The sequence below is a fragment of the Streptomyces sp. NPDC087901 genome, assembly GCF_044742205.1.
Taxonomy (GTDB): Bacteria; Actinomycetota; Actinomycetes; order Streptomycetales; family Streptomycetaceae; genus Streptomyces.
The window spans coordinates 21,215-41,151 of the sequence record NZ_JBIUUC010000027.1; the positions used below are offsets into that span (position 1 = coordinate 21,215).

17 protein-coding genes are annotated in these 19,937 nt (G+C 70.9%); 7 read left to right on the forward strand and 10 right to left on the reverse strand.

What is annotated here, in order from left to right:
* Positions 1-43: 43 nt before the first annotated feature.
* Complete coding sequence (locus ACIOEW_RS39535; RefSeq protein WP_362556989.1) at positions 44-511, reverse strand: hypothetical protein; 468 nt, start codon at positions 509-511, stop codon at positions 44-46.
* Between the two features lie 429 nt (positions 512-940).
* Between ACIOEW_RS39535 and ACIOEW_RS39540 the strand changes: the two genes are divergently transcribed.
* The 4 genes from ACIOEW_RS39540 to ACIOEW_RS39555 are packed head-to-tail and all read left to right on the forward strand — an operon-like array spanning position 941 to position 5,227.
* A complete protein-coding gene (locus ACIOEW_RS39540; RefSeq protein WP_401970259.1) occupies positions 941-3,769 on the forward strand; it encodes a nitrate- and nitrite sensing domain-containing protein in 2,829 nt (942 codons plus the stop codon).
* Entirely contained in the window at positions 3,766-4,209 is a 444-nt protein-coding gene (locus ACIOEW_RS39545; protein WP_351001766.1) for a roadblock/LC7 domain-containing protein, read from the forward strand. Before ACIOEW_RS39540 ends, ACIOEW_RS39545 begins: the two co-directional genes overlap by 4 nt.
* A 9-nt stretch (positions 4,210-4,218) precedes the next feature.
* A complete protein-coding gene (locus ACIOEW_RS39550) occupies positions 4,219-4,641 on the forward strand; it encodes a DUF742 domain-containing protein (RefSeq protein ID WP_351001764.1) in 423 nt (140 codons plus the stop codon).
* Complete coding sequence (locus ACIOEW_RS39555; protein WP_401970262.1) at positions 4,622-5,227, forward strand: GTP-binding protein; 606 nt, start codon at positions 4,622-4,624, stop codon at positions 5,225-5,227. Before ACIOEW_RS39550 ends, ACIOEW_RS39555 begins: the two co-directional genes overlap by 20 nt.
* Before the next feature lie 111 nt (positions 5,228-5,338).
* Here ACIOEW_RS39555 and glpK read toward each other — a convergent pair whose 3' ends face one another.
* From glpK to ACIOEW_RS39585, 6 genes are all read right to left on the reverse strand, one after another.
* Positions 5,339-6,856: a glycerol kinase GlpK gene (gene glpK, locus ACIOEW_RS39560; RefSeq protein WP_362556986.1), complete on the reverse strand. Its 1,518-nt coding sequence runs from the start codon at positions 6,854-6,856 to the stop codon at positions 5,339-5,341.
* A gap of 37 nt (positions 6,857-6,893) precedes the next feature.
* Positions 6,894-7,655 carry an MIP/aquaporin family protein gene (locus ACIOEW_RS39565; protein WP_362556984.1) on the reverse strand — a complete coding sequence of 254 codons (762 nt, stop codon included), beginning with the start codon at positions 7,653-7,655 and terminating at the stop codon, positions 6,894-6,896.
* 234 nt (positions 7,656-7,889) lie between these two features.
* Positions 7,890-9,080 carry a lipid-transfer protein gene (locus tag ACIOEW_RS39570; RefSeq protein ID WP_362556982.1) on the reverse strand — a complete coding sequence of 397 codons (1,191 nt, stop codon included), beginning with the start codon at positions 9,078-9,080 and terminating at the stop codon, positions 7,890-7,892.
* On the reverse strand, positions 9,077-9,553 hold the full coding sequence (locus ACIOEW_RS39575) for a zinc ribbon domain-containing protein (RefSeq protein ID WP_362556980.1): 477 nt from the start codon (positions 9,551-9,553) through the stop codon (positions 9,077-9,079). The genes ACIOEW_RS39570 and ACIOEW_RS39575 overlap by 4 nt, the downstream gene beginning before the upstream one ends.
* Before the next feature lie 48 nt (positions 9,554-9,601).
* The gene (locus tag ACIOEW_RS39580; RefSeq protein WP_362556979.1) at positions 9,602-9,949 is read right to left on the reverse strand and encodes a DUF962 domain-containing protein; all 348 of its coding nucleotides are present in this window, start codon (positions 9,947-9,949) and stop codon (positions 9,602-9,604) included.
* Between the two features lie 128 nt (positions 9,950-10,077).
* Positions 10,078-10,884 (reverse strand): M15 family metallopeptidase, encoded by an 807-nt coding sequence (locus tag ACIOEW_RS39585; protein WP_401970265.1) that lies wholly within the window; start codon positions 10,882-10,884, stop codon positions 10,078-10,080.
* 114 nt (positions 10,885-10,998) lie between these two features.
* Between ACIOEW_RS39585 and ACIOEW_RS39590 the strand changes: the two genes are divergently transcribed.
* Complete coding sequence (locus ACIOEW_RS39590; protein WP_362556975.1) at positions 10,999-11,508, forward strand: NUDIX domain-containing protein; 510 nt, start codon at positions 10,999-11,001, stop codon at positions 11,506-11,508.
* Positions 11,509-11,646: 138 nt separating this feature from the next.
* On the opposite strand, the gene ACIOEW_RS39595 is transcribed toward ACIOEW_RS39590, so the two are convergent.
* The gene (locus ACIOEW_RS39595; protein WP_401970267.1) at positions 11,647-13,998 is read right to left on the reverse strand and encodes a glycoside hydrolase family 31 protein; all 2,352 of its coding nucleotides are present in this window, start codon (positions 13,996-13,998) and stop codon (positions 11,647-11,649) included.
* Between the two features lie 240 nt (positions 13,999-14,238).
* Between ACIOEW_RS39595 and ACIOEW_RS39600 the strand changes: the two genes are divergently transcribed.
* Together ACIOEW_RS39600 and ACIOEW_RS39605 are read left to right on the forward strand one after the other, a co-directional pair.
* Positions 14,239-16,215 (forward strand): acetoacetate--CoA ligase, encoded by a 1,977-nt coding sequence (locus ACIOEW_RS39600; RefSeq protein ID WP_401970268.1) that lies wholly within the window; start codon positions 14,239-14,241, stop codon positions 16,213-16,215.
* A 67-nt stretch (positions 16,216-16,282) separates the two neighbouring features.
* Entirely contained in the window at positions 16,283-17,200 is a 918-nt protein-coding gene (locus ACIOEW_RS39605) for a hypothetical protein (RefSeq protein WP_362556970.1), read from the forward strand.
* Between the two features lie 83 nt (positions 17,201-17,283).
* On the opposite strand, the gene ptsP is transcribed toward ACIOEW_RS39605, so the two are convergent.
* Together ptsP and ACIOEW_RS39615 are read right to left on the reverse strand one after the other, a co-directional pair.
* Positions 17,284-18,954: a phosphoenolpyruvate--protein phosphotransferase gene (ptsP, locus tag ACIOEW_RS39610; RefSeq protein ID WP_401970270.1), complete on the reverse strand. Its 1,671-nt coding sequence runs from the start codon at positions 18,952-18,954 to the stop codon at positions 17,284-17,286.
* A gap of 76 nt (positions 18,955-19,030) precedes the next feature.
* A complete protein-coding gene (locus tag ACIOEW_RS39615) occupies positions 19,031-19,480 on the reverse strand; it encodes a PTS glucose transporter subunit IIA (protein ID WP_401970271.1) in 450 nt (149 codons plus the stop codon).
* Between the last annotated feature and the right edge of the window lie 457 nt (positions 19,481-19,937).

The window sequence follows — 19,937 nt, forward strand, 5'->3', positions numbered from 1 at the left end:
AGCGAAGAAGGAACCGAAGAAGGAAGTGGGGGCGGGGTGCGGGTCAGGCCCGGGAGAGACGGCGTCCCGCGTCCCGCCGCCGTATCCGCGCCGCGTCCCGCTCGGCGGTCCGCGCAGCCCGCCTCGCAGCGCGCCGCTCACGGCGCAGCTGACGGGCCGAACTGCTGGGCACCGACACCACACCGTTGCGCTGATTCCACACCTGGCGGGTGACCCACACGTCCAGGACCGACCAGGTCGCGACCACCGTGCTGGCCACACCGCTGAGAACCGTCGGGAAGGCCAGCCAGGAACCGGTCAGCTCGGCCAGGAAGGCGACCATGGCCTGGATGAGTGTCAACGACGTGATGAGCACGGCCCGCACGGCTGCCGTGCGCACCGGATCCGGCATCCGCCGACGCGTGGCCGGCTCCTCGACCCAGAGCGGCTGCCGCGGACTCTCCGGCCGGCCCCGCGCCTCCGTGGCCGCCGTGCCTGCCTCTTTCGCCGCCCGGGCCGGTGGCACTTTCACCGCACCTTGACGCTCCTGCGTGTCCAAGGACTTTCAACTCCCCACCACTGTCCGACTTCAGGTTTGCTGCCCCGCATGCACCCTTTCTACGCGGACGGAGCGTCCCGTCCTGCCCAGTGCACCCTTGCAGCTCTCCTGCCCCCGTACAGACAGACGAGTGCCGGAACGTGAAGATTCCCGCGGCCAGGCACGGAACGAAGAGATCCAGCCAACCGGCAGGGGGAGGAATATGCCGCTCTGATCGGCGCCTTCTGTCGTATTCGCGAATTTCATCTCCTGGAATACCGGGACAAGTCATGGTCAACTCCCAGCAAGGCGGCCGAAAATCGTCCGGACACGCCTTCGAGTTGTCTGTGTGTCGGTAGTAGGCTCGCGCCGTTTGTTGACGGAACACAATTCCCGCCCCACGGGGCCGAGCTGGGGGAGGCCATGCGCTTTCGCGGAAAGTCCATCCGCAGGAAGATCGTGGCGTTGCTGCTGGTGCCGCTCGTCTCCCTCACCGCACTCTGGGGCTTCGCCACATATCTGACCGGGCGCGAGGCAGGCCAGCTGCTGAGCGCGAGCACCATCGTGGAGAAGGTCGGCCACCCTCTGGAGGAAACGGTCAGGGCCGTCCAGAACGAGCGCCGCCAGACCCTCGTCTTCCTCGCCGATCCACGGGCCTCCGACGCCCTGCCGATTCTGCGCACGCAGCGCGCGGTCACCGACCGGGTCGTGAAGCGCGTGACCTCGAGTGCGCAGCAGAAGGACATCCGCGACGCACTGCGCCCCGACGCCGAGACCCAGCTCAGCTCGATCCTCGGAGCGGTCGAGGAACTCGACGCGCTCCGCGGCTCCGTCGACCGGCGCACGATCGGCCGGGCCAAGGCGATGGACTACTACAACCGCCTCATCGACCCCTGTTACCGCTTCCTGACCGGCCTCCACACGATGGAGAACGTGTCCATGGACAAGCAGGTCCGGGCACTGACAGGTGTCTCGCGGGCCCGCGAGATGCTGTCCAGGGAAGACGCCATGGTCGCCTCGGGACTGCTGGCCGGACGGTTCACCGCCCCCGAACTCCGCCAGATCTCCGACCTCGTGGCCAACCGGGGACTGCTGTACGAGATCAACCTCCAAGTGCTCCCCGATTCCGAGCGTCGCCGGGTGGAGCAGTACTGGACGGGCCCCGACAGCGAACCGCTGCGCACCGCGGAGGAGAGCCTCCTCGCCCAGGGACCCACCCGCGACTTGCGTGCCGTGGACACCGCCCGCTGGCAGGAGGTGGCGCCGCCGGTCCTGGACCGGCTGGCCAACGACTCGACCGAGATGAACAACCGCTTCCAGGACCGGGGCAGGCCCGCCGGCTACGGCGTCCTGATCAAGGCGGGTGTCGCCGGCGTACTCGGATTCCTGGCCCTGCTCGTCTCCGTCTTCGTGTCCGTACGCATCGGCCGCGAGCTCGTCCGTGACCTCTCCCGGCTGCGCAAGGACGCCCACGAGGTCTCCGGGGTGCGGCTGCCGAGCGTGATGCGCCGCCTCGCCGCGGGCGAACACGTCGACGTCGAGACCGAGTCCCCGCACCTGCAGTACGAACGCGACGAGATCGGCCAGGTCGGCCAGGCGCTCAACACCCTGCAGCGGGCCGCGGTCGAGGCGGCCGTCAAGCAGGCGGACATGCGCCGCGGTGTCTCCGAGGTGTTCGTCAACCTCGCCCGCCGCAACCAGGTGCTGCTGCACCGCCAGCTGACGCTCCTGGACACGATGGAGCGCCGCACCGAGAACACCGACGAACTCGCCGACCTGTTCCGCCTCGACCATCTCACCACCCGGATGCGCCGCCATGCCGAAGGGCTGGTGATCCTCTCCGGAGCCGCACCCTCCCGGCAGTGGCGTAAGCCCATCCAGCTCATGGACGTGGTGCGCGCCGCGGTCGCCGAGGTGGAGGACTACGAACGGATCGAGGTCCGCAGGCTCCCGCGGATCGGCGTGGGCGGCCCCGCCGTGGCCGACCTCACCCATCTCATCGCCGAACTCCTGGAGAACGCCACGGTGTTCTCGCCCCCGCACACCGCGGTCCAGGTGCACGGCGAACAGGTCGCCAACGGCTTCACCCTCGAGATCCATGACCGCGGCCTCGGGATGGCCCCCGAAGTACTTTTGGACGCCAATCTCCGGCTCGCGGAAACCCCCGAGTTCGAACTGTCCGACACCGACCGGCTGGGCCTCTTCGTCGTCAGCCGGCTGGCCCAGCGCCAGAACGTCCGCGTGTCGCTTCAGACCTCCCCCTACGGAGGCACCACCGCCGTCGTCTTCATCCCGGCGGCGTTGCTCACCGACGCGCCGGACTCGCACGGCACCGGATTCCGTCTCGACCGCAGGTCCGAGAAGGCCATCGCCAGCAGCAGGCCGGGCAGCGACCCCAAGGAGGGCCGGGGGGACGGCTCGGCCGACCGCCGTCTCGCCGCCGCCCGCCCGCAGGACCGGCCGGGGGGCCTCTCCCCGGTCCCCAGTGGACTGCTGGACGGTCCTGTCGAGCTCGAGGGACCGGTCTCTCCCCAGGACTTCGGCCGTGACCCGCTCCTCGAAGCCGTCGCCGAGCGGGATCGGGACCCCGTGCTCGACGGAGTCTCCGACCTGGACGACACCGAGAGCGAGCGCGGCGGCATCTTCCGCGCCCGCGAGCTCCGGCGCGACGACGACCGCGAACAGCATCAGCAGGCGGCCGACCGCACGGCCGAGCCGGACGGCACGCGCCCGCTGCCCCGCCGCAAGCCGCCGGTCCTGGTCACCGACCGGGGCCGCCGCGTCGGCGAGAGCGGCCGCGCCCACCCCACGAGCGCCGATGCCGAGCCCGCCCGCCCCCAGGCGACCGGACCCGTTCCGCACGAGGACCGGCGCCGCCCCACCGAGGCCGCCCGGCAGCCCACCGGCTTCCGGCGGCCCACCGAAGCCCCGCCGGCCACTGGGTCGGTGCCGGCGCCCCGGTCGTCCGCGCCTGCCGTCCCGTCCCCGTCGGCCGCTCCCGACACCGTGGGCGGACTGCCCCGCCGGATCCGTCAGGCGAGCCTCGCCCCCCAGCTCCGCGAGGGCTCCGGCGCGGCAGACCCGGGCCCGGTGGAGAGCGCGGAGGACATCGAGCGGGACGCCGACGAGGTACGCAACCGCATGGCCTCGCTCCAGCGCGGCTGGCAGCGCGGACGTCTGCAGAACGCCGAGGACGTGACCGGCCCCGGCGACACAGCACAAGGAACCACTCCGGGAGGGGACGGTCCATGACCGCACCGAACGCCGCAGCACTCAACTCCGCACGTCAGGGGTCAGGTGAACTCAACTGGCTCCTCGACGAACTCGTGGAGCGCGTCGCCAGCATCCGCAAGGCGCTGGTCCTCTCCAGCGACGGTCTCGCCACCGGCGCGTCCAAGGACCTGACCCGGGAGGACGGCGAGCACCTGGCAGCCGTCGCCTCCGGGTTCCACAGCCTCGCCAAGGGCGTCGGCCGCCACTTCGACGCGGGCAGGGTCCGGCAGACCGTCGTAGAGCTCGACGAGGCGTTCCTGTTCGTCACGGCGGCCGGTGACGGCAGCTGCCTCGCCGTGCTCGCCGACTCCGACTCGGACGTCGGGCAGGTGGCGTACGAGATGACGCTGATGGTCAAGCGCGTGGGAGCCCACCTGGCCAACGCTCCACGGACAACCGGTCTGTCCTCCGGAGGGTGAGTGGATGGGATGAGCGCCGACACGTCCCGTACCCCGGAGACCCCCGGCGACCCACAGTCCTCGCGCTGGTACGACGCCGACGCGGGGCCGGTGGTCCGCCCGTACGCGATGACGAGGGGACGCACCAGCAGTGCGTCCCGTCACCGCCTCGACCTGATCGCGATCGTCATGCCCGAACCTGCGGCCGACGACCCCGGCAGGGACCAGATGCTCTCCCCGGAACACGTGGAGATCGTCGAACTCTGCAGTGACATGCCCCAGTCGATCGCCGAGCTCGCCGCAGGTCTGGACCTCCCCGTCGGGGTGGTCCGGGTCCTGGTCGGTGACCTCGTCGAGGACGAGCTGGTGCACGTAACCCGTCCCGTTCCGCCGGCCGAGCTGCCGGACGTGAACATTCTTCGCGAGGTGATCAATGGCCTTCGGGCGCTCTAGCCGCAACAGGCGGCCCGTTGAGCCCGTTACCCTGAAAATCCTGGTGGCGGGCGGCTTCGGAGTGGGCAAGACGACCCTGGTGGGCGCGGTCAGTGAGATCAGGCCGCTGCGTACGGAGGAGAGGCTGAGCGAGGCAGGACGTCCGGTGGACGACCTGCACGGTGTCGAGGCGAAGACCACGACGACCGTGGCGATGGACTTCGGGCGGATCACGCTCCGCGAGGACCTCGTGCTGTATCTCTTCGGGACCCCGGGACAGGACCGTTTCTGGTTCCTCTGGGACGAACTCGCCCAGGGCGCCCTGGGCGCGGTCGTCCTCGCGGACACCCGCCGGCTCGAGGACTGCTTCGCGGCAGTCGACTACTTCGAGCGCCGCGAGATCCCGTTCGCCGTCGCCGTCAACTGCTTCGAGGGCGCGGACAAGTTCCCCACCGAGACGGTGCAGGCGGCACTGGACCTGGATCCGCAGGTGCCGGTGCTCGTGTGCGACGCGCGGGACCGGGCCTCTGTACGGGACGTCCTGGTGGCCGTCGTCGAGCACGCGGTGGCCCGGGTGGACCGGCTCCGCGAGCCCGTAACCACGTAGGGCCCTGCGGGCGGAACGCGGCCCGTACCCCCGCCGACAGGGGTACGGGCCGCGCGTCATCGGGCGGCCAGGGTACGAGCCGCGCGTCAGCGGGTGGCCGGGGAGCGGGCCCTACTGCCCGCCTTCGCCCTCCTCCTGCCAGCCGAGGCTCCGCTCGACCGCCTTGCGCCAGTTGCCGTACTCGCGTTCGCGGACCTCCGGCTCCATCCGGGGCTGCCACTCCACATCGCGCTGCCAGTGCGTCCTGAGCTCGTCGAGCCCCGACCACACGCCGGTCGCCAGCCCCGCCGCGTACGCCGCGCCCAGGCACGTGGTCTCCGAGATCCTCGGCCGGATCACCGGAACGCCCAGCACATCGGCCTGGTGCTGCATCAGCAGATGGTTGGCCGTCATGCCGCCGTCCACCTTGAGCGTCGTGATCGGCACCCCGGAGTCCTGGTACATCGCGTCGACGACCTCACGCGTCTGCCAGCTGGTCGCCTCCAGGACGGCGCGTGCCAGATGAGCCTTGGTGACGTAGCCGGTCAGCCCGGTGATCACACCCCGGGCGTCGGAGCGCCAGTAGGGGGCGAACAGCCCCGAGAACGCGGGCACGATGTACGCCCCGCCGTTGTCCTCGACGCTCGCCGCCAGCGTCTCGATCTCCGCGGCGCTCCTGATGATCCCGAGCTGGTCCCGGAACCACTGCACGAGTGCCCCGGTGATCGCGATCGACCCCTCCAGGCAGTAGACGGGTGGTTCGTCGCCGATCCGGTAGCCGACGGTGGTGATCAGCCCGCTCTTGGACGCAACGGGGCGGTTCCCGGTGTTCAGCAGCAGGAAACTGCCGGTGCCGTACGTGTTCTTGGCCGTGCCCGGGTCGTAACAGGCCTGCCCGAAGACGGCGGCCTGCTGGTCGCCGAGGGCGGAGGCCACCGGCACCCCGGCCAGCGCGCCCACGGCCGTTCCGTACACCTCGGACGACGACCTGATCTCCGGAAGCACCGCCTCCGGGATCTTCATGGCGGCCAGGATGGACGGGTCCCACCGGAGCGTCTCCAGGTCCATCAGCATGGTCCGCGACGCGTTGGTCACGTCCGTGACGTGGACGCCGCCGTCGGTGCCGCCCGTGAGATTCCAGATCAGCCAGGAATCCATCGTGCCGAACGCGATCTCGCCCCGCTCGGCGCGTTCGCGCAGGCCCGGGACGTGGTCCAGCAGCCAGGCCGCCTTGGGGCCGGAGAAGTAACTGGCCAGCGGCAGGCCGGTGGTGGCCCGGAACCGGTCCTGTCCGTCGGCGCCACCGAGCTCGTGGCAGAGAGCGGCGGTACGGGTGTCCTGCCAGACGATGGCGTGATGGACGGGGACCCCGGTGGCCCGGTCCCAGAGCACGGTCGTCTCGCGCTGGTTGGTGATGCCGAGCGCGGTGAGCTGGTCCGCCCGCAGCCCGGCCCGGTCCAGGGCGCCGGCGACGACGGACTGCACGGTGGCCCAGATCTCCGAGGCGTCGTGCTCGACCCAGCCCGGGCGAGGGAAGATCTGCCGGTGCTCGCGCTGGTCGACGGCGACGACGGCACCGGACTGGTCGAAGATGATGCAGCGGCTGGAGGTGGTGCCCTGGTCGATGGCGGCGACATACCTGATCGTCATGACTCCCCTTGTCCGTCGGGTACTTCCGGAACGGTCCTCAGAACGCGGCGTTGAACACGAGGCCGCCCAGCAGCCCGCCCAGGAGCGGCCCCACGACCGGAATCCAGGCGTAACCCCAGTCCGACGTGCCCTTGTTCGGTATCGGAAGCAGCGAATGCACCAACCGGGGACCGAGGTCACGGGCCGGATTGATGGCATAGCCGGTGGGCCCGCCCAGCGAGAGACCGATGCCCACCACGAGGAGGGACACCAGGAGTACGGAGATCCCGGAGCCGTAGACTCCGGCACCGGCCCCCGCGACCGGGCCGATTCCGATCCCCGCGTTCTTCCCGAAGGCCAGGATCGGCAGCACCAGAGCGGCGGTCGCGATGATCTCGGTGACGAGGTTGGCCACCGGATTCCGGATCTCCGGAGCGGTGGCGAAGATCCCGAGCGTGGGCCCGGACGTTTCCTCGTCGGCGTTGGCGCGGAACTGCGCGTAGTACGTCAGCCAGGCCAGCACCGCACCGATGACGGCGCCGGTCAGCTGACCCAGGATGTAGAGGGGGACCTTGTCCCACTCACCGGTGTCGACGGCGATGCCGACGGTCACGGCCGGATTGAGGTGTCCGCCCGACAGCGGGGCGGCCGTGTACGCGCCGGCCAGTACGCCGAAGCCCCATCCGAAGGCGATGACGACCCAGCCCGCGGCCCTGGCCTTCGAGTGGTGGAGCGTGACGGCGGCGCAGACGCCCGCGCCGAAGAGGATGAGGATGGCCGTTCCGAGGACTTCCCCGGTGAAGATGTCTCCATTGCTCATGGCGCTCCCAGTGGTTGTCCGGCGGGTTTCGCCGGGCGCTTCCATGGCTACGGCGGCCGGGAGCAGGCAGATGCCGTGCCCCGCCCGGCGACCGTGACGAGCGTGGGATCAGCCGGCCGCCGTGGAGTGGGAGGACGACATCGGCTGGGAATGGAGTGTTCACCGTGCTTGATGGGTCGTCAAGAAGGCCGACAACAAGCGCTGTTGGCAGCCTGTGCTCGTGGGTGCGCCGCGTCAGCGCACTGCCACGACTGCGGACCCGTGACCGAACAGCCCCTGATTCGCTGTGATTCCGGCCCGTGCTCCCGGAATCTGGCGCTCCCCGGCCGTGCCGCGCAGCTGCCAGGTCAGCTCGCAGACCTGCGCGATGGCCTGGGCCGGCACAGCCTCGCCGAAGGACGCGAGCCCACCGCTCGGGTTCACCGGAACGCGTCCGCCGAGCGCCGTGGCTCCGGTGCGCACGAGCGACGCACCCTCGCCCTGCGCGCACAGCCCGATGTCCTCGTACCACTCCAGCTCCAGCGCCGTGGAGAGGTCGTACACCTCGGCCAGGGACAGGTCCTCGGGGCCGATGCCCGCCTCCTCGTACGCGGCCCGTGCGATCGAGGCGCGGAAGCTCAGGGGTGCCGGTTCGACGGCGGCCGCCGAATCCGTGGCGATGTCCGGCAGATCGAGCACCGCCTTCGGATACGTGGGCGTCACGGTCGACACGGCACGGATGCGGACCGGGTCGGCGGCTCCGTGACGCCGGGCGAACTCCATGCTGGACAGCACCAGAGCGGCCCCGCCGTCGGAGGTGGCGCAGATGTCCAGCAGCCGCAGGGGATCGGCGACCACCGCGGAGGCCGCGACCTGTTCGGCGCTCACCGGCGCCCGGTAGCGGGCGTTCGGGTTCAGCGCGCCGGCCGCCGCGTTCTTCACCTTGACCCGGGCGAAGTCCTCAGGGGTGTCCCCGTGCAGGGCCATCCGCCGACGGGCGTACAGCGCGAAGTACGCGGGGTTGGTCGCACCGAGCACCCGGAACCTCAGCCAGTCCGGATCATCGGGCCGTTCGCCGCCCGCCGGTGCGAAGAACCCCTTGGGCGCCGCGTCCGCGCCCACCACGAGCACCACGTCCGCCATGCCGGCCAGGATCTGCGCCCTTGCGGTGTTGACCGCCTGGGCGCCCGACGCGCAGGCGGCGTACACACTGGTCACCCGGGCGCCCTGCCAGCCCAGCGCCTGGGCGAACGTAGCCCCGGCCACATAGCCCGGATAGCCGCCGCGCACGGTGTCCGCGCCGACCACGGACTGCACGTCGCGCCATTCGATGCCCGCGTCCCCGAGCGCGTTGCGGGCCGCGACTGTGCCGTACTCCACGAAACTGCGGCCCCATTTGCCCCACGGATGCATTCCGGCCCCGAGGACTGCCACGTCCCCGCTCATGCCGCACCCTCCCCGGAGCCGGCGACCGGCTGCCAGCGCCAGGTGGTCCGGACCGTACCGTCGTCGTCACCGGGACCGGAGTCCAGCACACCCGGTACGGCCTCGACCGCCATCCCGATCGCGAGATCCCCGACGCCGACCCCGGGCACCGCCTGCCCGAGCACGACCATCCGCTCGGCCGCCAGCTCCACCGCGACCAGCGTGTACGGCTCCCAGGGCACCTCCGGATCCGAGAGGTAGGGGGCAGGCGGGCGGTAGCGGCCGTCGGTGTACGACCAGACCGTGCCGCGCCGGGACAGCGGCACCTCGGCGAGCTCGCCGCCCGTACAGCCCGGATTGCGGCAGAGCCCCTTCTGGGGCGGGAAGAAGACCGACGAGCAGAGCGGGCAGCGGGTGCCCAGCAGTCGGAAGTCCTCCTCCGGACCCTCCTCGGTGAACCACCCGGCCACCACAGGTATGCGCTTGCGCGACAAAGCCCCTCCCGGCACTGGATCTGACGGAACGTCAGAAGTGTGCCACGGTCAGCTGTTGTCGGCGAGCCACTTGGCAGCGGTCTCCGCCAGCTCCCGGTCGCGGCCGGCCAGCATCATCCCGATCATCTGCGCGTCACCGCGCAGCGACCAGGCGGGATGGCCGAAGGTGGCCGGGTTGTTCTTCTCGATCAGGAAATGGGCGGGCCAGGCGGTCCCGTACCCGATCAGCGGCAGTGCCGCCGCATACCGCTTCCGGCCGCGCGCCAGTCCGTAGGCGGTGATCGCGAGGCCGGTCAGGGTGCCGGTGAGATGGACCCAGCGGGTCGCGGCCCGGGAGTGCATCGCGACGTAATAGGGCCAGAACTCTTCGTACGAATCGAACGTCTGCTGTGACATACCGGCACCGTAATGGCTGGACCGGCAACCGGATACGGCCGATCCGCGTCCGAGAAGAAGAGCGGGTGGCCGGAACCCACGGGGGTGGTCCCGACCGCCCGCTCACTTTCCTCCCCGGACGTGCCGCTTCAGTGGCCGGCGACGGACCGGCGGGCCACCGGGAAGTCGAAGTACGTGTCCGGGAACAGCTCGGGCTTGAACGTGTAATGCCACCACTCCTCGGCCAGATTCACGAATCCGGCGTCGGTGAGCGTCTTCTTGAGGAACTGACGGTTGGCGCGCTGCGCGCCCTGGATCCTCGGGTCGTCGGTGTGCGAGAGCGTGTCGAAGCAGTCGAATCCGGTCCCCATGTCGACCGAGTTGTCCGGGAAGCGGTCGGCCTGCGGGGCGTAGCACGGAACCAGCTCTTCGCCCGGACGGTACGGCCTGGTCGGCAGGGCCGGCAGCCGCACCAGAGTGAGGTCCACCGTGCTGCCCCGGCTGTGCCCGGACTTCTCGGCGATGTAACCGTCCGCGAACAGGCGGGTCTTGTCGACCTGCGGATAGAACTCGCCCTTCATCGTCTCGTCGTCGAGATCCTTCGCCCACCGTACGAAGTGGTCGACGGCCCGCTGGGGCCGGTAGCAGTCGTACACCTTCAGGGAGTACCCCTGCGCCAGCAGCCGTACCTGGGCCCGGTGCAGGGCCTCGGCCGCCGGCCGGGTCAGGATGCACAAGGACTGGCGGTACCCGTCCACCGGCACACCCATGAAGTCGTGCCCGGTGGGGTAGCGCATCTCCTGGATGATCGTGGGATCGACCGTACGCAGCGCGACGAACTCCCCGGGGGCCTTCGGCTCGGGCTTCGCCTGCGCCACCGGAGCGGCGGCGGTGACGGCGAGCAGAGTGGCGGCGGTCGCTGCCAGGACACGGAGAACGGAAGCAATAGCTGTCATGAGCACATCGTCCACTGATCGAGCCGTCCGGGGCGGGCGATCGGATACAGTCCGCGCGTGTCCACCCGGCTCGTACCGCCTGCGGGCCCACGACGACGAGGAACGGAGAAGGCCGTGAAGAACTCCCACTGCGGCAGCTGCGGAGTGCCGTACAACGCACTCCCGGCCCCCGAAGCATGGCCCCGCACCTGCACCGCCTGCGGAGACACCGCCTACCGCAACCCACTGCCGGTCGCCGTCGCCCTGCTCCCCGTGACCGGCCACGACGGCACCGGACTCGTCGTCATCACCCGCACGATCGAACCCTGCCTCGGGGGCACCGCCCTCCCCGGCGGCTTCATCGACCACGACGAGGACTGGAAGCACGCGGTCGTACGCGAACTCCGCGAGGAGACCGGCATCGAGGCCGACCGGGACGACGTCCGCCTCGCCGACGCCCTCAGCGACCCCGACGGCCATCTGCTCGTGTTCGGGCTGCTCCCCGCCCGCCCGGCCGCCGCGCTCCCGCCGTCCGTGCCGACCGACGAGACCTCCGGATACGGAGTACTGCGCACCCCCGAAGCGCTCGCCTTCCCCCTCCACACCGAGGCGGTCCACTCCTGGTTCGCCGGCCGCTACCGCTGACCGCGCTCACCACCCGGAACTCGGCGCACCCGGTTGCGCTCACATCCCCGCGCTCCCACCACCCGGTCGCACCCGCACCCGCCGCACTCCCAACACCCGGTCGCACTCACAACCCCCGCGCCCCCACCACCCGGTCACTCACAACCCCCGCACCCGGACCGGACAGTCCACCAACCCCTCCTCCCCGTCCCGCTCCACCACGACCCGCCCGCCCACCAGCCGCGTCGTGTACCGCTCGACCACCGCCGGCTCCCATCCGTCACCCGCGTCACGGACCACCGAGCCGCCCCCGCCTGCCCCCGCCGCAGGAGCCCACACCTCCAGCTCCGGCCCACCGTCCGCACCCCGCACCGGAATCACCGCACCGGCTCTCGCCAGCACCGGTACCCGCGACAGCGGCGCCTCGACCATCACCTGACCGGGCCCCTCGTACACCGCACCGCTCACCGTGTCGTACCAGCGCCCCGGCGGCAGCCGCACCGACCGCTCCTCGACCCCCGGCTCCAGCACCGGCGCCACCAGCAGCGCGTCACCCAGCAGGAACGCGTCCTCGCACTCCCGCAGCGCCCGGTCACCGGGCGCCGCCCACCACAGCGGTCGCACATACGGGGCCCCGGTCAGCCGGGCCACGTGCGCCAGCGTCACCCAGTACGGGCGCAGCCGCTCCCGCTCCAACAGCACCTCCCGCGCCCCGTCGAGGACCCGCGGGCCGAACTCCCACGGCTCCCGGCGCCCCGCATCGATCGCCGCATGCGTGCGGAACAGCGGTAGATACGCCCCCAACTGGAACCAGCGCAGATACAGCTCCGGAGACGGCGAGCCGTCGAACCCGCCCACATCCGGACCCGAGTACGGCACCCCGCACAGCCCGAGACCCAGCACCAGCGCCAACGAGGCCCGCAGCCCGGGCCAGCCGGTCGCCACGTCACCCGACCAGGTACCCCCGTACCGCTGCATCCCCGCCCAGCCGGACCGTGAGAACAGGAACGGCCGCTCCTGCGGCCGCAGCCGCAGCAGCCCCTCGTACCCGGCACGCGCCATCGCGAGGCCGTACACGTTGTGGCCCTCCCGGTGATCGCCGCCGCGCCCCTCCATCGAGTGCCGGGAGGAACGGGGCAGCGTCGGCTCACCGAACGCCGCGAACGACACCGGCTCGTTCATGTCGTGCCAGACACCGGAGAACCCCTGAGCCAGCCGCTCCTCGTACAGCCCGCCCCACCACTCACGCACCTGCGGATCGGTGAAGTCCGGATACACGCACTCACCCGGCCACACCTCCCCGCGCACAGCCCGCCCCCGGGCGTCCCGGACGAACGCACCCGAAGTCCCGACCGCCGCACCGGTGTCGAACACCGCGTTCCCCGGAGCCGCGGCCACCGCCGGGTCCACGATCGACACCAGCCGCACCCCGTCCTCGCGCAACTCCGCCGCCAGCCCGGGAAGATCGGGGAACCGCTCCCGGTCCACCGTGAACACCCGGTGTGCGTCGAAGTGGTCGATGTCCAGGTGGAGCACCGACAACGGAAGCCCCCGCTCCCGGTACCCCGCGGCAATCCGGCGCACCTCCCGCTCGCTCCCGAACCCCCACCGCGCATGCTGCGGACCCAGCGCCCACGACGGAGGCAGCGCAGGAGCGCCGGTCAGGGCGGACCACCCCTGGAGGACCCGGGCCGGCGTACCCACCACCACCCAACAACGCAACGGGCCCCCGTCCATCCGGACCTCGCACGTCCCCGGCCGGTCATGACCGGAGCCCGCCCCCTCCGCGCCCTCACGCAGCGCCACCCGCCCCGCCCAGGAGTTGTCATGGAACGCCAGATGCGTCCCCGCGTCCGAGACCACCACCTGCACCGGCATCGTCAGATACAGCGGATCGTCCTGGGGCCCGAACCGCCCGCCCGGATCCGTGTTCCACAGCCCGTACACACCATCCCTGAGCCGGGGGCCCGCAGCCCGTCCGCCCAGCCCGAAGAACCGCGCGTCCGCCGGGACCTCGGACCGCTGCACCCACCGCGCCCGACCACCCGCCACCGGTTCCCACCACCGCGGCGGCAGCTCCCGCCTCAGCACCACCCCGCCCGGCGTCCGCAGCTCCACCGCTCCCAGCCGGGACACCACCACCGTCAGCCGCTCCGACACCACCTGCCAGCCGCCGTCCTTGTCCGGCTCCAGCAGGGCTCGCGGATCGGCGTCCGGCGCAGCCCCCGGCAGCGCGTAGGACGGCAACGGCTCCGCGCCGTCCCATCCCCAGAAGACGGCCCCGCCCACCGCCACCCGGATCCGGAGCTCCGAACGGGCGAACCTCACGACACCGCCGCCCGGTTCGGGTTCCGCACCGGTCAGGGCCCCCGGCACCCGTGCCCGCTCCGGACCGCGCGCAGGCAGGGCCCGCGCATCCGCCCGCGCCCGCTGCCACGCGTAGCGCACCGTACGCAGCCCCTGTTTCGAGCCGACCAATTTCACCGAGCGCACCAGGTCACGACCGTCCATACAGCTCACCCTGCCACCCGGTGATCCGGTAACGGGTTCTGTTCAACTTCCGTTCACCCATGGCCGGCCGGGACGGAGCGTGGCCGGACCACATATCGGGACACGCGGCCATGGGCGGGCAACCCTGGTGCGAAAGACGATCACATGGCATCGTCCGTGAAGCCGCCTCACGCGCACACCCCAGCCCGTGCGCGCGACACACGCACACACCGCGTACCCGTACAGCCAGGGAGCCGCCCCATGACCTCAGCAGCCGACGAAGCCCCCCTGTGGCAGCCCGGCCCGGACCGCATCGCGACCGCGGCCGTCACCCGCTTCCAGCGCTGGGCGGCCGAACGCCACGGAGCACCGGCCGAGGGCGGCTACGCGAGCCTGCACCGCTGGTCCGTCGACGAGCTCGACACCTTCTGGCAGGCCGTCGCCGAATGGTTCGACGTACGGTTCTCCACCCCCTACGAAACCGTCATCGGCGACCGTACGATGCCCGGCGCCCAGTGGTTCCCCGGCGCCACCCTCAACTACGTCGAACACGCGCTGCGCACAGCGGAGGACCCTCTGCGAGCAGACGCCCCCGCGCTGCTCCACGTCGACGAGACCCACACCCAGGTCCCCGTCTCCTGGTCCGCACTGCGCCGTCAGGTCGGCTCGCTCGCAGCCGAACTCCGCGCCCTCGGCGTCACCCCGGGCGACCGCGTCAGCGGCTACCTCCCCAACATCCCGCAGGCGGTCGTCGCCTTTCTCGCCACCGCCGCGGTCGGCGGCGTCTGGACCTCCTGCGCCCCCGACTTCGGCGCCCGCAGCGTCCTCGACCGCTTCCAGCAGGTCGAACCCGTCGTCCTGTTCACCGTCGACGGCTACCGCTACGGCGGCAAGGAGCACCACCGCGCGGACACCGTCGCCGAACTGCGCCGGGAACTGCCCACGCTGCGCGCCGTCGTCCACATCCCGCTGCTGGGCACCGACGCACCCGAAGGCGCCCTCGACTGGTCCGCCCTCACCGCCGCGGACACGGAGCCGGTCTTCGAGCAGGTCCCCTTCGACCACCCGCTGTGGGTGCTCTACTCCTCCGGCACGACCGGCCTCCCCAAGGCCATCGTCCAGTCGCAGGGCGGCATCCTGCTCGAACACTTCAAGCAGATCGGCCTGCACTGCGACCTCGGCCCCGAGGACCGCTTCTTCTGGTACACCTCCACCGGCTGGATGATGTGGAACTTCCTCGTCTCCGGCCTCCTCACCGGCACCACCCTCGTTCTGTACGACGGAAGCCCCGGCTACCCGGACGTCAGCGCCCAGTGGCGCGTCGCCGAACAGACCGGCGCCACCCTGTTCGGCACCTCCGCCGCCTACGTCATGGCCTGCCGCAAGGCCGAGATCCACCCGGGGAGGGACTTCGACCTCTCCCGCATCCAGTGCGTGGCCACCACCGGCTCCCCGCTCCCGCCCGACGGCTTCCGCTGGCTCCACGACGAGGTGGCCGACGACCTGTGGATCGCATCCGTCAGCGGCGGCACCGACGTCTGCAGCTGCTTCGCCGGCGCGGTCCCCACCCTCCCGGTCCACATCGGTGAGCTCCAGGCCGCGTGCCTCGGAACGGACCTCCAGTCCTGGGACCCCGCGGGCCGGCCGCTGACCGGTGAGGTCGGCGAACTCGTCGTCACCCAGCCCATGCCGTCCATGCCGATCCGCTTCTGGAACGACCCCGACGGCAGCCGCTACCGCGACAGCTACTTCGAGATGTACCCGGGCGCCTGGCGGCACGGCGACTGGATCACGATCACCGACCGCGGATCGGTCGTCATCCATGGCCGCTCCGACTCCACTCTCAACCGCCAGGGCGTCCGCATGGGCTCCGCGGACATCTACGAAGCCGTCGAGCGCCTCCCCGAGATCCGCGAGTCCCTCGTCATCGGCCTGGAAGAGCCGGACGGCGGCTACTGGATGCCGCTGTTCGTCCACCTCGCCGAAGGCGCCGCGCTCGACGACGACCTACGCGACAGCATCAAGCGCACGATCCGCGAGAACCTCTCGCCGCGCCACGTTCCGGACGAGGTCATCGAGGTCCCCGGCATCCCGCACACCCTCACCGGCAAGCGCATCGAGGTTCCGGTCAAGCGTCTGCTCCAGGGAACCGCCCTGGCCAAGGCCGTCAACCCCGGATCCATCGACAACCTGGAACTCCTCCACTTCTACGAGGAGCTGGCCCGCAAGCGCCGCTGACCGAGGCCACTGTCAGTGCCCGTGATTACTCTGAGTGAGCAATGTTCGACAGCGCACTGGGGGAATCATGGCGCAGACCAGGAACAAGCGGGCCACCGTCCGTGGCCGGACCGGCACCACGATGCGACGCACGCTGCGCCGCGAAGCACCGAGCACCATCGGCCTCCTGACCGATGAACAGGACTTCGCGGCGATGCGGCGGTACCGCACCTTCACGTTCGACGACCACTCCGTCTATCTGCAGCAGGTGGAGGGCCTGCTCAGGGCTCTCGCCGCGCAGGGCATGCACACGACTGTCGCCCTCTTCGACCCCGAGGAGTACGCGGAGTTCTGCGCCGAATCCGGAATCGCACCCGACGACCCGGCAGGCCGCAGCAGGTTCACCGCGGAGGTCGCGGCCTGCGGCGCCACCGTCGCCTACACCGGACAACCCATCGAGGCTCTGATCCCGCTCCTGGTCGCCCGAGCGGTCCGGCAGGCCACCTGGGAGTACGCCACGATGCTCCTGGCCGGACTCGGGGACTGCGCGGACTGCGGACAGGACATCGGCCGCGCCGCCTTCGACCGCGCCTCCCACCTGCTGCTGCGCACTCTGGAGGCGGCCGGCCCCGGCACCCACCACCTGGTCTGCAGCACTCCCACGGAGAGCGAGCAACTGCTCGCCGCGCTGCACACCGAGCGCGACACCACCGGCCCCGCACACCTCGACTCGGCGGAGGGCGCCGAGTTCGTGACCGTGCTGGCCGTCGCCATCGCGCTCGGAAGCCCTGGGGGAGTCGTTCTGCGGACGAGCGCCCCGGGGACGGCGGACCGGGTCCACGGCTGGCGCCTGAGGAGCGGCAGCCTCACCCCGCTCACCGCGGGCGAGGTCTTCAGCGCCTACTGCACCGACGCCGAAACCGGTGACCCCGTGTCCCCCGAATCCGGTGTGGAGTACTGCGCAGGCTTCGACATCGGTGCCGATGAACCGGAGGAGCACCGCTGACAGCCCGAAGGGGCTTCCCACCGTCACCGGCGGGAAGCCCCTTCTTCACACATCGTCCGGACCCTCCGGTCCTGCGCGGGGTCCTACTCGCCCGACAGCACCGCCTGCGCGGCGACGCGGGCCTCCTCGGCGGAGTCCGCCGCACGCGCGGCCGACGCGGCGCGCTCGCACTGGGCGAGCGTGTACTTCGCCAGCGTGCTGCGTACGTAAGGAATGGACGCGGCGCCCATCGACAGCGACGTCACACCCAGGCCGGTCAGGACACAGGCCAGCAGCGGATCGGAGGCGGCCTCACCACAGACACCACAGCTCTTGCCCTCGGCCTTGGCGGCATCGGCCGACATCGCGACCAGATCCAGCAGCGCGGGCTGCCACGGGTCCTGAAGCCGGGACACCGCACCCACCTGACGGTCCGCAGCGAAGGTGTACTGCGCCAGGTCGTTGGTGCCCAGCGACAGGAACTCCACCTCCTGCAGCACCGAGCGCGCCCGAAGTGCGGCCGACGGGATCTCGACCATCGCGCCGAACTTCGCCTGCAGCCCGGCCGCACGGCATGCGTCGGCGAAGGCCTTGGCATCCGCACGGTCCGCGACCATCGGAGCCATGACCTCGAGGTAGACGGGAAGGCCCTCGGCCGCCTTCGCCAGAGCGGTCAGCTGGGTCCGCAGCACGTCGGGGTGATCCAGGAGACTGCGCAGCCCGCGCACACCCAGTGCCGGGTTCGGCTCGTCGGCCGGAGTGAGGAAGTCCAGAGGCTTGTCCGCCCCGGCATCCAGCACCCGCACCACGACACGGCCTTCGGGGAAGGCCTCCAGCACCGCGCGGTACGCGGCGATCTGCTTCTCCTCGGACGGTGCCTGCTTGCTGTCGTCGAGGAACAGGAACTCGGTGCGGAACAGGCCGACACCCTCCGCGCCGGCCGCAACGGCTGCCGGTACATCGCCGGGCCCGCCGACATTGGCGAGGAGCGGCACCTTGTGCCCGTCGGACGTCGCGCCCGGGCCGGTCGACGCGGACAGCGCCGCCTTGCGCGCGGCGGCGGAGGCCTCCATCTCCGCCCGCTTCTCGGCACTCGGCTCGACGAAGATCTCGCCGGTACTGCCGTCCACCGCGATCACGGTGCCTTCGGCCAGTTCCCCGGCGCCGGGGAGTGCCACGACGGCGGGTACACCGAGCGCCCGCGCGAGGATGGCGCTGTGGCTGGTCGGCCCGCCCTCCTCGGTGACGAAACCGAGGACCAGCGTGGGGTCGAGCAGCGCCGTGTCGGCCGGAGCCAGGTCGCGCGCGATCAGTACATAGGGCTCGTCGCTGTCCGGGACACCCGGCATCGGCACGCCGAGCAGGCGCGCCACGATCCGGTTGCGTACATCGTCGAGGTCGGCGACGCGGCCGGCCAGGTACTCACCGGCACCGGCCAGCAAAGCGCGATAAGAGGCGAACGCGTCGTACACACCGCGCTCTGCGGTGCTGCCGACAGCGATACGGCGGTCCACATCGGCCATGAGCTCGGGGTCCTGCGCCATCATGGCCTGGGCCTCCAGCACGTGCTGGGCCTCGCCCCCGGCCAGGTTGCCGCGCGCGATGAGGTCGGCCGCCACAGCCTCCACGGCCTGACGGGCCCGCCCCTGCTCGCGCTCGGCCTCCTCGGCCGGAATCTGCTTGGCCGGCGGTTCGAGCACTGCCGTGCCCATGTGCCGTACCTCGCCGATGGCCACACCGTGGCTCACGCCTACGCCTCGCAGCGTTGTCTGCATTGCACCCGTCTCCGGTTGTGCGGCGGCCGATGCCCCCGCGGTGGATATCCAGTCGGCTGTCACTGCGCCGAACGCGTTACTGCCAACCGAACAATGCGTCGCCGACCTTCACGTCGCCGTCCTCGATGACGGCGGACAGCGAATCGGCAGTCGCCTCCAGCGCCACGATGGGGCAGACCGGCGACTTGCCGGCCGCCTCGACCGCGACGGGGTCCCACCGGACGACGCCCTGGCCGCGCGTGACGGTGTCACCCTTGTTCACCAGCAGCTCGAAGCCCTCGCCATTGAGCTGAACGGTGTCGATGCCGAGGTGGGTCAGCACCCCGTGGCCCTCGCTGTCCACGACCACGAAGGCGTGCGGGTGAAGGGAGACGACGATTCCGTCGACGGGCGAGACAGCCTCGGACGGCTCACGCACGGGGTCGATAGCGGTGCCGGGACCCACCATCGCCCCGGAGAAGACCGGGTCGGGTACGGCAGCGAGCCCGATGGCACGTCCGGCAATAGGGGACGTCACAGTGGTCATGGGGGAGCCTCCCAGAGTGGAGCTTCGATGGCGCCGCCGCGGCTGGTAGGGGGACGGCGTACTGCTCAGCAGCGTAAGTCATAAGAAGTCCCGGTTCCGCCCGAGTCCTGGTGGTTCGAGGACCTAGGGGTGTACCGGAAACGATTTGCCTCGACTCCCGGCAGCCTGTACTGTCGTACTCCTGCCTGGCCCCAACGCGACTTTGAGTCGGGGGTCGGCGGCGACGATTCAGCCCAAACCCTAACCCGATATCGGGCAGCCGCATGCTTGCGGGGCGCCGGTCAGGGGGAGCGGAAAGGCCTGATAAGGTCGGACTCGCCGGAAAGGGAAACGCGAAAGCGAATTCCCGAAAGGCGAGAAATGCAAAACCCGCTTCGACCGGGAATCGGACACGAAAGAGTCTGATAGAGTCGGAAACGCAAGACCGAAGGGAAGCGCCCGGAGGAAAGCCCCAGAA